Source organism: Arthrobacter sp. SPT-J7 (assembly GCF_059089965.1).
The window spans coordinates 1-12,179 of sequence record NZ_JBNHFF010000090.1; the positions used below are offsets into that span (position 1 = coordinate 1).

The 12,179-nt window shown below is 64.6% G+C and carries 13 protein-coding genes; 1 reads left to right on the forward strand and 12 read right to left on the reverse strand.

Features of this window, described 5'->3' with window-relative positions; translation table 11 throughout:
• Positions 1-891: PrsW family intramembrane metalloprotease (locus tag AC5RWX_RS24420; protein WP_494098874.1), on the forward strand; the 891-nt coding region annotated here is incomplete at its 5' end.
• A 99-nt stretch (positions 892-990) separates the two neighbouring features.
• Here the strand turns inward: AC5RWX_RS24420 and nusB are convergent.
• From nusB to AC5RWX_RS24480, 12 genes are all read right to left on the reverse strand, one after another.
• On the reverse strand, positions 991-1,401 hold the full coding sequence (gene nusB, locus AC5RWX_RS24425; RefSeq protein WP_079596206.1) for a transcription antitermination factor NusB: 411 nt from the start codon (positions 1,399-1,401) through the stop codon (positions 991-993).
• The gene (gene efp / locus AC5RWX_RS24430; protein WP_050054941.1) at positions 1,401-1,964 is read right to left on the reverse strand and encodes an elongation factor P; all 564 of its coding nucleotides are present in this window, start codon (positions 1,962-1,964) and stop codon (positions 1,401-1,403) included. The genes nusB and efp overlap by 1 nt, the downstream gene beginning before the upstream one ends.
• 171 nt (positions 1,965-2,135) lie before the next feature.
• On the reverse strand, positions 2,136-2,654 hold the full coding sequence (locus tag AC5RWX_RS24435) for a tetratricopeptide repeat protein (RefSeq protein WP_494098875.1): 519 nt from the start codon (positions 2,652-2,654) through the stop codon (positions 2,136-2,138).
• Positions 2,654-3,745 (reverse strand): 3-dehydroquinate synthase, encoded by a 1,092-nt coding sequence (gene aroB, locus AC5RWX_RS24440; RefSeq protein WP_494098876.1) that lies wholly within the window; start codon positions 3,743-3,745, stop codon positions 2,654-2,656. The genes AC5RWX_RS24435 and aroB overlap by 1 nt, the downstream gene beginning before the upstream one ends.
• Complete coding sequence (locus AC5RWX_RS24445) at positions 3,742-4,251, reverse strand: shikimate kinase (RefSeq protein ID WP_494098881.1); 510 nt, start codon at positions 4,249-4,251, stop codon at positions 3,742-3,744. Before AC5RWX_RS24445 ends, aroB begins: the two co-directional genes overlap by 4 nt.
• A 57-nt stretch (positions 4,252-4,308) precedes the next feature.
• Positions 4,309-5,508: a chorismate synthase gene (aroC, locus tag AC5RWX_RS24450; RefSeq protein WP_494098877.1), complete on the reverse strand. Its 1,200-nt coding sequence runs from the start codon at positions 5,506-5,508 to the stop codon at positions 4,309-4,311.
• 26 nt (positions 5,509-5,534) lie between these two features.
• Positions 5,535-6,395, reverse strand: coding sequence for a shikimate dehydrogenase (locus tag AC5RWX_RS24455; protein ID WP_494098882.1), 861 nt, complete (start codon positions 6,393-6,395; stop codon positions 5,535-5,537).
• Complete coding sequence (gene mltG / locus AC5RWX_RS24460) at positions 6,392-7,996, reverse strand: endolytic transglycosylase MltG (protein WP_494098878.1); 1,605 nt, start codon at positions 7,994-7,996, stop codon at positions 6,392-6,394. Before mltG ends, AC5RWX_RS24455 begins: the two co-directional genes overlap by 4 nt.
• Positions 7,993-8,589 (reverse strand): Holliday junction resolvase RuvX, encoded by a 597-nt coding sequence (gene ruvX, locus AC5RWX_RS24465; RefSeq protein ID WP_494098879.1) that lies wholly within the window; start codon positions 8,587-8,589, stop codon positions 7,993-7,995. The genes mltG and ruvX overlap by 4 nt, the downstream gene beginning before the upstream one ends.
• A 7-nt stretch (positions 8,590-8,596) precedes the next feature.
• Positions 8,597-11,275, reverse strand: coding sequence for an alanine--tRNA ligase (alaS, locus tag AC5RWX_RS24470; protein ID WP_494098880.1), 2,679 nt, complete (start codon positions 11,273-11,275; stop codon positions 8,597-8,599).
• A gap of 133 nt (positions 11,276-11,408) precedes the next feature.
• Positions 11,409-11,651, reverse strand: a complete 243-nt coding sequence (locus AC5RWX_RS24475) for a hypothetical protein (protein ID WP_461171515.1) — start codon at positions 11,649-11,651, stop codon at positions 11,409-11,411.
• Positions 11,652-11,668: 17 nt separating this feature from the next.
• Positions 11,669-12,043, reverse strand: coding sequence for a DUF948 domain-containing protein (locus tag AC5RWX_RS24480; RefSeq protein WP_050054932.1), 375 nt, complete (start codon positions 12,041-12,043; stop codon positions 11,669-11,671).
• Positions 12,044-12,179 lie beyond the last annotated feature (136 nt).

Sequence of the window (12,179 nt, forward strand, 5' to 3'; positions counted from 1 at the left end):
GAACCCGAGCCCAAGCGCCTCCTGTACTTCGCCTTCACCTGGGGCGCTGCGGTATCCATCGCGGTCACCCTGCTCATCCAGCCGTTTTTTGTGCTGGGGTTCCAGTTGTCCGACGGAGCGGACCTGCAGACCTACATGGCAACAGTGCAGGCGCCCATCGTGGAAGAGTTCGCCAAGTCCCTGGGGCTGCTGCTTCTGCTCCTGCTGGCGAGGAAGCACTTCGACGGACCGGTGGACGGAGTGGTCTTCGCCTTCACGATTGCCGGCGGCTTCGCCTTCACCGAGAACATCCTGTATTTCGGCCGGGCCATCGCGGAGTCCGCGGACCCGGCCAGCAATTTCGCCCAGGTCTTTTTCCTCCGCGGTGTTATGTCCCCCTTTGCCCACGCGATCTTCACCGGAACCACCGGGCTCATCATGGGCTTCGCCGCGAGGCGCTGGCACGCGGGCGCTTCGGTCGCCGCCTTCTTCGTGGGGCTGTTGCCGGCCATGTTCCTGCATAACCGCTGGAACAGCATGGGCCAGGGATTCCTGGTGGACTACGTCCTGGTCCAGGTTCCTATCTTCTTCCTTGCTCTGGCAGGCATCATCCTCCTCCGGGTGGCGGAGAAGCGGCTGACGCACCAGCGCCTTCTGGAGTACTCCGCCGCGGGCTGGTTCACGCCTGCCGAGGTGGAACTCCTTGCCACGTTGGGCGGCCGCCGTACGGCCTTGAACTGGGCCGGCAGCTACGGCAGGAAGCGGCAGATGAAGGAATTCCTGAAAGCGGCCACCCAGCTGGCCAACACCCGCCAGCGCATCCTCAGCGGCCGCGACGTCCAGCTGCATCAGGCGGAAGAGCGCCAGCAGCTGCAGCGAATCCTGGCCCTGCGGGCCGCCGTCGCCCGATGAACGCTGCTGCACCCCACCTATAAGCCGCTGCCTGGCAGCTTAACCGGGAAAGAGCTGGCCTCCACTTCCGTAAAGGCCAGCCCTTTGCGTTCCTGCCGGCTAGGCGAGCAGGGAAGGCTTCAGCTGCTGCAGCCTTCCCAGGAGGCCGTTGATGAACTGCGGCGACTCGTCGGTCGACAGCGTCTTGGCCAGCGCAACCGCTTCGCTTACCGCCACGCCGTCCGGGACGTCATCGTTGTACAGGAGCTCCCAGGTACCGATCCTGAGGATGATGCGGTCAACAGACGGCATCCGCTCCAGGCTCCAGCCCTGCGAGTATGTTTCAAGGAACTCATCGATGGCTGCCTGCTGAGACAGCACGCCCTCAACGATTTCCAGGGTGTATGGGTTGATGATCTGGTCAGTCTTCTCCCGCCGCGCACGGAGCACGTCGAAGGCCGAAACCGAGCGCTGCTCGGCCTCGAAAAGAACATCAAGGGCCCTGTTACGGGCTTTACCGCGTGCGCTCACTACTCAGTGACCCGGCCGAGGTAGCTGCCGTCGCGGGTATCCACCTTGACTTTGGTGTTGTTTTCGATGAACAGCGGAACCTGGATCTCGTAGCCGGTTTCCAGGGTGGCGGGCTTGGTGCCGGCCGAGGAGCGGTCGCCCTGCAGGCCGGGCTCGGTGTAGGTGATCTCGAGGACGACACTGGGCGGCAGTTCGATGTACAGCGGGGTGCCCTCGTGGATGGCGATGTTGACCATCTGGTTTTCGAGCATGAAGTTGGTGGCGTCGCCCACGGTAGCGCCGGAGACCGTGATCTGGTCGTAGTCGGAGGTGTCCATGAACACGAAATCTGCGCCATCCTGGTACAGGTACTGGTAGTCGCGGCGGTCTACGGTGGCGGTTTCGATCTTGAGCCCGGCGTTGAACGTCTTGTCCACGACCTTTCCGGACATCACGTTGCGCATCTTGGTACGAACGAAGGCGCCACCCTTGCCCGGCTTGACGTGCTGGAATTCGATGATGTTCCAGAGCTGGCCCTCAAGCTTCAGGACCGTTCCGTTCTTGATGTCGTTAGTGGTTGCCACTGGTTTCCTCTGGTTTCTTCGTCTGGTCGCGTGCTCAGACGTTGTATGCCGGCAGGCCTGCCAATCGGCTTGCCAGCGCGTATTTGTCAAAAATCGGGTTTTCGAAAAAATTCAAGAACCATTCTACCGGTAAAACGGCGGGCGCCTTCCGGACGAGTGCCGCGGCCGGCGTCAGCAGGCCAGGTCCAGGACGTCCCGGGCACGCTGCAGCGCCACGGTGGACGAGTAGATCAGGGCGGCATCCGCGGACTCGGCCACCCGCAGGTCCAGCGCGCGGGCGAAGGATTCAACCGCTGCCGACATTTGTCCCGCACTGTACTGGGTCTTGCCCAGGAACTGCAGGACCAGCGCCTCGCGGGGTGTCCCCTGTACCTCGGCCAACAACTGCCGGAACAGCTCCACCGCCCGGTCCAGCCGATTCGTAACCCTCAGCACTTCGGCCTCGAACGCCCGGAGCCTGAAGGACTCGGGGTCCCTGAAACGCGCCTCGGCCAGCAGTTCGGCAGCCTCGGCCGCATGCCCTTCCACCAGCAGGACAAAGATATGGTCCGCGGGGTCGGTGGACACTGCCAGCGCCTCCCGGCACACGTCCTCGTTCACGATCTGCGGCAGCAGTGACTCAGGGTTGATACGGATACCCGGGAAGCCGGCCTCCGGCCAGTCTGCTGTTCCCTCCAGGTCGCCGAGCATCAGGAAGCAATCTCCTGGTAGGCGGCGAACAGCAACGAGGTGTCCGGGACGTCAAGGATTCCCGGCTTGGCAATGCCGTCCAGGACAACGAAGCGCAGCAGGTCGCCGCGGGACTTCTTGTCCCGGCGCATCCCGTCCAACAGGCCCTGCCACCTGTCCCGGCGGTAGGTGACGGGAAGTCCCAGTGTCTCCAGGATGGTGCGGTGCCGGTCGGCGTCGGCGTCGGTGAGCCTGCCGACACTGCGGGCCAGTTCGGCGGCGAACATCATGCCCACGGAGACGGCGGCCCCGTGGCGCCAGGAGTAACGTTCCACCAGCTCAATGGCGTGGCCCAGCGTGTGCCCGTAGTTCAGGATTTCCCGCAGCCCCGATTCCTTGAGGTCCTCGGAGACAACCTTTGCCTTGACAGCGATTGCCCGCTCAATGAGTTCACGGAGGACGGCCGACTGCGGGTCCACTACCGCCTCCGGGTCCTTCTCTATGAGATCGAGGATGGCGGGGTCGGCGATGAAGCCGCACTTGATGACCTCTGCCATTCCGGAAATGATCTCGTTTTTTGGCAGGGTGTCCAGCGTGTCCAAGTCGGCCAGCACGGCCGCCGGGGGGTGGAAGGCGCCCACCAGGTTCTTGCCCTCGGCGGTGTTGATGCCGGTTTTCCCACCTACGGAAGCGTCCACCATGCCGAGCAGGCTGGTGGGCATGTGGATGACCTTGATGCCGCGCAGCCAGGTGGCGGCGACGAAGCCGGCGAGGTCGGTGACGGCGCCTCCCCCGACGGCGACAATCGCGTCGGAGCGGGTGAAGTCGTTCTGCCCGAGGACCTGCCAGCAGAACGCGGCCACCTGGATGTGCTTGCCTTCTTCAGCGTCCGGAATCTCCGCCGTCAGGGATGTGAATCCTGCTTCCGCAAGCTCATCCCGGACGGTGTCGCCGGTCAGCCGCAGCGCCCGGGGGTGGATCACCAGGACCCGCCGGACGCGCTCACCGAGCAGGCCGGGAAGGGTCCCCAGGAGTCCACGCCCCACCACGACGTCGTAGTTGTTACTGGCGGATTCGCCGGTGACCTTAATAACTGTTGATTCCGCGCTCACTTTTCAACTTCCTGTTTGGCAGCTGCGTAGTCCCGCAGTGCTGCTTCCAGTCGGCGTCCCAGCTCGGAAACCGAGCCGTGGCGCACGTCCAGGGTGATATCTGCCAGCCGCTCGTACACCGGCTTACGGGTGGCGAACATTGCCGTCCATCGGCCCATCGCGTCCCCCGCCAGCAATGGCCGCCCCGAATTGCGGGCGATGCGGCCGGCCACCGTCGTGGCGTCGCATTCGAGGTACACCACCGTGCAGCGGCTGATCAGCTGCTGCGTTCCGGAGTCAAGAACAGCGCCGCCGCCAAGGGAGATGACGGTGGCCGTGCCTTCCGCCGCTTCCACGACGTCGGCCACTGTCCGTGCCTCTATCTCGCGGAAGGCGTGCTCGCCGCGTCCAGCGAATATATCGGAGATGGAGCCATGGGCTGCCACGATGACGGCGTCGGTGTCCACGAAAGGTACACCAAGCTGCTGGGCAAGCTGCTGCCCAATAGCGGATTTACCGACGGCCATGGGCCCGATGAGGACCACCGGGCGGCCCAGGGACGCGGTTTTGTTGCTGTGGGGCACTTACTGGCCGATCGAGTCCAGGGACGCCGGAATGCTGTCCAGGTAACCCTTGATGTTGCGTGCGGTTTCCGCCACGGAGTCGCCGCCGAACTTTTCGGTGACTGCTTCAGCAAGGACCAGTGCCACCATGGCTTCTGCCACCACGCCGGCGGCCGGGACGGCGCAGACGTCGGAGCGCTGGTGGTGGGCCTTCGCGGGTTCTCCGGTGCTGACGTCGATGGTCCTCAGTGCACGGGGAACTGTAGCGATGGGCTTCATGGCGGCGCGGACGCGCAGCACGTCGCCGATGCTCATACCGCCTTCGATGCCGCCCGCACGGTTGCTGGTGCGGACAATGCGCCCGTCGGCGTCCCGGACGATCTCGTCGTGGGCAGCAGAACCGCGGCGTGCGGCGGTCAGGAAGCCGTCGCCGACCTCCACACCCTTGATCGCCTGGATGCCCATCAACGCAGCCGCGAGACGGGAATCGAGCCTGCGGTCCCAGTGCACGTAGCTGCCGAGTCCCGGCGGAAGTCCGTAGGCGAGGACTTCAACGACGCCACCCAGGGTTTCGCCTTCCTTGTGCGCCGCATCCACCTCGGCCACCATCGCGTCGGACGTTTCCCGGTCGAAGCAGCGCAGCGGATCCGCGTCCAGGGCCAGCACATCCGTGGGAACGGGAAGCGGGCGGCCTTCGGGCACGGTAACGGTTGCGATGGAGACGGTGTGGCTGACAAGTTCGATGCCGAGGTGCTTCAGGAACTGCGCGGCGACCGTACCCATCGCCACGCGGGTGGCAGTCTCACGGGCGCTGGCGCGTTCCAGGACGGGCCGGGCCTCGTCGAAGCCGTACTTCTGCATGCCGGTGAAGTCCGCATGTCCGGGCCGGGGGCGGGTCAGCGGCGCGTTGCGGGCCTGGTCGGCGAGCAGCTCGGCATCCACGGGATCGGCAGACATGATCTGCTCCCATTTGGGCCATTCCGTATTGCCCACCTGGATGGCGACGGGGCCACCCTGGGTGCGACCGTGCCGGACGCCGCCGAGGATGGTTACAACGTCCTGTTCGAACTTCATTCGTGCGCCGCGTCCGTAGCCCAGGCGGCGGCGTGCCAGTGAATCAGCGATGTGCCCGCTCGTGATTTCCACACCGGCGGGGACGCCTTCAATAATTCCCATCAGAGCCGGACCATGGGATTCACCGGCAGTCAACCAACGCAACATATTTTCCATCCTGCCACGTATGGCGGTTACAACGCCCGTCGGGGAAGGCCGACTGCGTCACACATCACATCTATGACGGATGCGTTAACTTCCTCTTCGAGCCGGCTGAACAGGCGTACCTGTTCCACGGCCTGGTACAGCAGCATTTCAAGGCCCGGCACCACGGCCCCGCCGCCGGCTTCCCACACGGAGGCGATCAGGCTGGGCCAGGGATCGTAGGCCACGTCCAGCAAAACGCCGGGTGTGGAGGTCTTGAGTGCCGCGATGCCGGCTGCCAGCCCGTCGGCAGCGCGCGGGGGCAGGGTGGAAATAACGACGTCGGCAGCGGCCATTGGTTTCACGGCTTCCGACAGGGGCCGGATTTCCAGGGAAAGGCCAAGGCTTTCTGCTGCCGCCCGGACTTCGGCCGTGCGTGAGGGATCACGGACGAATATCCGGGCGGAGCCGACTCCCAGCTCTGTCAGGGCTGCAATGGCGGCGGCCGCAGTGCCGCCCCCGCCGAGGATGACGGGTGCGGCAGGCGTGCGGGCGCCGGCGTGCCGGACCGCGTTGACGATTCCTGTGACGTCAGTGTTGTACCCGATGGCGCGGGAACCGCCCGCGTGCTCCTCGAAGGACACGGTGTTCACCACGCCCAGGGTCCGCGCCACCCCGCGGACCTCGTCCACCTCGCCGACCATGGCAGTCTTCAAAGGCATGGTGACCGAAAGCCCGCGCCAGCCCGGCTGGTCCCGGAGCTGCCGCATCAGCGACGGCAGCAATTGCTCAGTGACGTCGATGGCCGTGTAGCTGATGCCGATGCCCAGCCGGTTGTATGCCGCATGATGCAGCGCCGGAGACTTTGAGTGGCTGATGGGGTGGCCCAGGACGGCTGCCCGCAGGCTCATGTGCAGCGGCCGACGTTCGCCGTGCACCAGGCGTTGTATTGGTCAACGTAGACGTTGTGTTCAGCCAGGGTGCGGGAGAACTTCGTCTCCTTGGTGTCCAGGTTGATGGTCACCCAGTAAAGGTAGTCGTTGGACTTCGGCTTGGCGGCAGCATCAATGGCTGTCTTTCCCGGGGAACCGATGGGGCCCGGTGGCAGGCCGGGATTGGCGTACGTGTTGTACGGGTTCGACTTGTCCATGCGCTGTTCTTCGGTGAAGTTATAGCTCTTGGTTCCCAGACCGTAAGTGACAGCCGAATCCACCTGCAGGAAACCGTTGGTCTGGTCATTGGGCTTGAGCCGGTTGTAGATGGCCCCGGCGACGTCCCCGTATTCTGCCTGGCCGCCTTCCGCCTGCACGATGCTGGCCACGATGACGGCCTCATACTGTTTGGCAGGATCGGTGATCCCCTGCGACTCCAGCTCGTCAACGGTGATCTTGACCAGTGATTGGAGGATGTCCTTTGCCGGTGTGCCAAGCGGGTAACGGTGCTCGCCCGGGGCCAGGTACCCTTCGAGGTTCTTGGCCGTTTCAGGCAGGCCGAACTGGGCCGGCTGGTTGCTGAGGGCCTGCAGATCCTGGATGGAAACGCCGGAACCTTCCGAGATGGCCTGCAGCGACTCACCGATACGCAGGCCGGCGCTCAGGGCGAAGTAGATCACCTTTTCCTGGTCCTTGCCGAGCAGGACGTCGACGGCATCGGAGTTCTTCATCTCTGTCTTGAAGGTGTAGTCCCCCGGCGCAAGAACACCGCCGGATGCGTTGAATGCCTGGAGGAAGGTGTCGGAATTCGCGACGACGCGCTCACCCTCCAGCTTCGTGGCCACGGATCGCGTGCCTTCCCCGTTTTCGACCGTCACCATCACCTCGCCCGAACCGGGGCCCGGGTAGTCGCTGGGCTTGTCATTACCCAGCAGCGGCTTAAGGAACTGCGCCCCTACGGCGACGGCCGTCACGAAAACTGCAAGCGTTAGGAACAGAGCCAACAGCCTGCGACGGCGCCGGACCTTTTTCGAGGGCTTGGCCACTACCGGCGCCGCCGCGGCAACGGGCAGGAACCCTTGCTGCCCGTCGTCGTGGTGCGCATGGTTGTAATGCCCGTGGTCATAGTGCCCCTCGTGATGGAGGGCATCGTCGTGGTGCACGCCCTCCTGGTAGTGGTGCGCCTCCGCATAGTGGGCATCGTCTTCGTGGCCTTCCGCTGCGTGTTGGTGTCCAGCGAGGGCATGCTCAGGGTAGGAAGCGGGGACGGCGTCGTAGGAAACATCGTCGTGCAAAGCCTGCGGCCCGTCATGACCGTTTTGGATGGACGGTGGCGTTTGCGGAGCGGCCGGAACCGACTGTTCTTCGGGGGCCGAAGGAACCGGTGACGCGGCAACGGCCGGTGGCTCGGAGGGCGGTGGCGGAACGTCGTGTCCCGTTTCGTAGGCCTGCTCGGGCACGGCACCCTGGAGTCCGGTGTCAGAGGTCTTTTCGCGCGCCCGCAATTCCTTGCGGGTCAGCGGTCGCGCAGCCCCGGCATCCAAGGGGCCGGAAGCGTCGTCATTATTGGCAGGACTCACTGTTGCCTTCCATCATCTGAAGATCGGTCCGTTTCCGGGATGGCGCGGACGGACTCATCCACCCCACCGACCCCCGGGTCCACGGAAGGGGAGGGCACGGCCACGCGTAGACCGACATCCGATCCCCTGGCTTTCTGCATGTCGAGGGCGTGCTGAAGGATACCTGCCGCCGCGACCTGATCAACTACTTTACGGTGATTCCGGCTGCTCATGCCAGCTTCATGCAGGTTGCGGTGGGCCGTAACGCTGCTCAGGCGCTCGTCCACCAGGTTAACCGGCACAGCCAGGGACCGGGTTGCCAGCTCTGCGGCCAGCAGCTCCGCGTACTCGGTAGCCATTCTGGCGGACGCGTGCTCCTCGCCCTTCATGGTCCGGGGCAGGCCCACGATGACCTGCACAGCGCCAAGTTCCTCGACCAAGTTGGCAATGACCCGGACGTCCGAGTTTTTCTTCGCATTCCGGTCCAGCGTCTTGTACGGCGTGGCCAGGATCGAGTCGCGGTCGCAGATGGCCACACCCACCCGGACCGTGCCGACATCGACCCCCAGTTTGATGCCCTGGGGGCTGCCCCCGGCCGCTGTTGGATTGGTCATGGGAGGTTTATCGCCCTGAAATGGCGTTCACGACCGCTGCCAGCGCAGGGGCCACCTTGCCGGCGTCCGTCCCGCCGCCTTGTGCTACGTCGTCCTTGCCGCCGCCACCGCCGCCGAGGATGCCTGCAGCGAGCCGCACCAGGGCACCCGCTTTGACGCCGGCTTCCCGGGCGGCTTCGTTCGTGGCCACCAGGATCATGGGGCGCTCGTTCGCGACGCCGGCAACAGCTACCGTAGCGGCAGCTGAACCCAAGCGGTTCCGCAGGTCCAGCGCCAGGCCGCGGAGGTCGTCCGCGCCGCTGACCTGCCCGGCGTCGTGGGCAATCACGCTGACCCCGGAGGCATCCTTGGCGCTGTTGACGAGCTGGGCGGCGGAAGCAGCCAGTTGTTCCTTGCGGAGCCTGTCGAGCTCCTTTTCCGTAGCTTTCAGCTTGGCGAGGGTTGCGGCGATCCTGTCGGCCAGCTGGCCGGAGGGAACCTTGAGCATATCGGTCAGCTCCGTCACCAGGGCGCGCTCAGCCGCGAGGTGGCGGAACGCATCCATGCCCACGAAGGCCTCGACGCGCCGGTTTCCCGAACCGACTGACTGCTCGCCCAGGAGCGAAAGGCTGCCAATCAGCGAGGTGTTGGCCACGTGCGTTCCGCCGCAGAGCTCACGGGACCAGGCGCCAGCGATTTCCACAACGCGCACTTCGCTGCCATAGTTCTCGCCAAAGAGGGCCATCGCGCCCAGGGCCTTGGCCTCGGCCAGTCCCATCACCTTGGTTTCCACGGCGTAGTTGTTCCGAATGGCGAGGTTGGAGACCTCTTCGATCTCAGAACGCGTGGCGGTGCTCAGGCCCTCGCCCCAGGCGAAGTCGAAGCGCAGGTAGCCGGCCTTGTTGTACGATCCGCGCTGGGTGGCTTCCGGCCCAAGGATCTGGTGCAGTGCCGCGTGCACGATGTGCGTGCCCGTGTGCGCCTGCTCGGCGGCGTGGCGGCGTTCACGGTCGACGGCGGCACGCACCAGCGAGTCTGCGCCGATTTCGCCTTCGCGGACAATCGCCTTGTGGACGCTGAGGCCCTTGAGGGGGCGCTGGACGTCGAGGACCTCGACAACGAACCCGTCGCCGGTGATCAGGCCGGTGTCGGCGGCCTGCCCGCCCGCCTCCGCGTAGAACGGGGTCTCGGAGAGCACGAGCTCGATCTCGTCACCCGTGGAAGCCTGCTGTACCGGCTGTCCTCCGGTGAGGATGCCGCGGACGCGTGATTCGCCGTCGAGCTCGGTGTAACCGGTGAAGACCGTCTCGCCCTGGGCGAGAATCTCCTGGAAGGCGCTCAGGTCGGCATGGCCGCCCTTCTTGCCCTTCGCGTCTGCCTGGGCACGCTTGCGCTGCTCCTGCATGAGGCTGCGGAAGGCTGCCTCATCCACCTGGAGACCGGCCTCCTCGGCCATTTCGAGCGTGAGGTCGATGGGGAACCCATAGGTGTCGTGCAGGGCGAAGGCATCGGCGCCGGAAAGAGGCTTGTTGGCAGCCTTTGATTCCTTGACGGCATCCTCAAGGCGGGCGGTGCCTGAGGCAATGGTGCGCAGGAACGCCTTTTCTTCGGCGTAGGCGATACGGCTGATGCGGGCAAAATCGGTGTCCACCACCGGGTAGACGCCCTTCATGGCGTCCCTCGAGGCCGGCAGCAGCTCCGGCAGGCAGGCCTGCTCCACGCCCAGGAGGCGCATGGAACGCACCGCACGGCGGATGAGCCGGCGCAGGACGTAGCCGCGGCCCTCGTTGGAAGGGGTCACGCCGTCGGAGATCAGCATCAGTGCCGAGCGGATGTGATCGCCCACGACCCGCATACGCACGTCATCCGTGTGGTGCGGATCATCCGGCGTTTCGGCTGACGTGTATTCCTTGCCCGAGAGCTCGGCGGCCTTGTCGATGACGGGACGGACCTGGTCAGTCTCGTACATGTTCTCGACGCCCTGCAGGATCATGGCCAGGCGCTCCATGCCAAGGCCGGTATCGATATTGCGCTTGGGCAGCTCACCCACAACATCAAAGTCTTCCTTGGAACGGACGTTCTCGATCTGGTACTGCATAAACACGAGGTTCCAGATTTCGATGTACCGTGTCTCGTCAGCCAGCGGGCCGCCCTCAACGCCGTAGGCGGGGCCGCGGTCGTAGTAGATCTCCGAGCACGGACCGGCCGGACCTGGCTGCCCAGTGTGCCAGTAGTTGTCGGACTTGCCCATTTTCTGGATGCGCTCGGCCGGAACGCCGGTGTTCTTCAGCCAGAGTTCCTTGGCTTCGTCGTCCTCTTCGTACACCGTCACCCACAGCAGTTCGGGCGCGAGGCCGTAGCCACCGTCGTCCACGCTTGTGGTCAGCAGTTCCCAGGCAAACTTGATGGCGTCTTCCTTGAAGTAATCGCCAAAGGAAAAGTTTCCGCACATCTGGAAGAAGGTGCCGTGCCGTGCGGTCTTGCCGACTTCCTCAATGTCACCGGTGCGGATGCACTTCTGCACGCTCGTGGCGCGGGAGTAGGGCGGTTCTTCGCGTGCGGTGAGGTACGGAATGAACGGAACCATGCCGGCAACTGTGAACAGCAGCGAGGGGTCGCTGGAGACCAGCGATGCGGAGGGAACCGCGGTGTGGCCCTTGCTGACAAAAAAGTCCAGCCAGCGCTTAGTGATCTCCTGCGACTTCATGAGCTGTTTACTTACCCTTCTTGGTCCGCGCACATGCGCGGAAGTTCGTTCGCTTGGCAGTTCCGTAGGCACGGTTGCTGCCGGTTGGTTCTGACGTGCCCGGGGCCGGGCTGCGGCTTGGCCGGTTGCCGGGTCAGCGGCGGACCAGTTCTCCGGACTCCACTCCGAGGGCGGCGCGGAGGTCTGTTTCCCGTTCACGCATTCCGTCCCGGATGGCGTCAGCGAAGTCATAGACCCCGTCGGCCAGCCGGCCTACAGCCCGGTTGAGGCCCTGGGGCCCAAGCGTGGACTGCATGGTGGCCTGCGCTTCGGTGACTTTGCGGAACGCGATGACTCCGATCGCCACGCCGATTCCCATCCAGACAAGTCGTTTCATTTCAGGTTCTCCGGAGTTCAGCGGCTGCGGCGGCCGGCGGCGGGTTTTTTGCGGTTGGCCAAGGCGGTGCGGACGCCGTAGCTGAACGCTGCCACTTTGATGAGCGGGGAACCAACGGTGGCGGCAACCAGCGAGGACAGTGCCGACAGGTTCGCTGACGCGTCAGAGACGTTCGAGGAAATTCCATCCACCTTTTTCAGCTGCTGGTTGGTGGTGGACACAGTGGCCGTGACCTCGTCCATCAGCGGCGTGGCTCCGTCGCTGAGGGACCTGATGGAGGTGCGCACCTCGTCAAGGACTTTGCCCAGCTTCAAAATGGGCACGGCGAGCAGCAACACCAGGAGCGCAAACACTCCGGCAGCGATCAGGCCGGCAATATCGCCACCAGACATAGACGTTCATCTCCTCGAAATTCTGTGGTTCGTTCCACCTGGCGGATGCGCAGTGGTGCGCATTCCGCAGATGTCCCCCAAGTACCTTACATACAAAGAAGCCCGTGGCGCTTGCCACGGGCTTCTTTGGATACGC

Excerpts from the sequence above, each read along its gene's own strand:
- AC5RWX_RS24480 (WP_050054932.1), bottom strand. The coding sequence starts at position 12,043 with ATGTCTGGTGGCGATATTGCCGGCCTGATCGCTGCCGGAGTGTTTGCG.
- ruvX (WP_494098879.1), bottom strand. The coding sequence starts at position 8,589 with ATGACCAATCCAACAGCGGCCGGGGGCAGCCCCCAGGGCATCAAACTG.
- AC5RWX_RS24455 (WP_494098882.1), bottom strand. The coding sequence starts at position 6,395 with ATGAGCCTGCGGGCAGCCGTCCTGGGCCACCCCATCAGCCACTCAAAG.
- alaS (WP_494098880.1), bottom strand. The coding sequence starts at position 11,275 with ATGAAGTCGCAGGAGATCACTAAGCGCTGGCTGGACTTTTTTGTCAGC.
- aroC (WP_494098877.1), bottom strand. The coding sequence starts at position 5,508 with ATGTTGCGTTGGTTGACTGCCGGTGAATCCCATGGTCCGGCTCTGATG.
- AC5RWX_RS24475 (WP_461171515.1), bottom strand. The coding sequence starts at position 11,651 with ATGAAACGACTTGTCTGGATGGGAATCGGCGTGGCGATCGGAGTCATC.
- AC5RWX_RS24445 (WP_494098881.1), bottom strand. The coding sequence starts at position 4,251 with ATGGCCGTCGGTAAATCCGCTATTGGGCAGCAGCTTGCCCAGCAGCTT.
- AC5RWX_RS24435 (WP_494098875.1), bottom strand. The coding sequence starts at position 2,654 with ATGCTCGGCGACCTGGAGGGAACAGCAGACTGGCCGGAGGCCGGCTTC.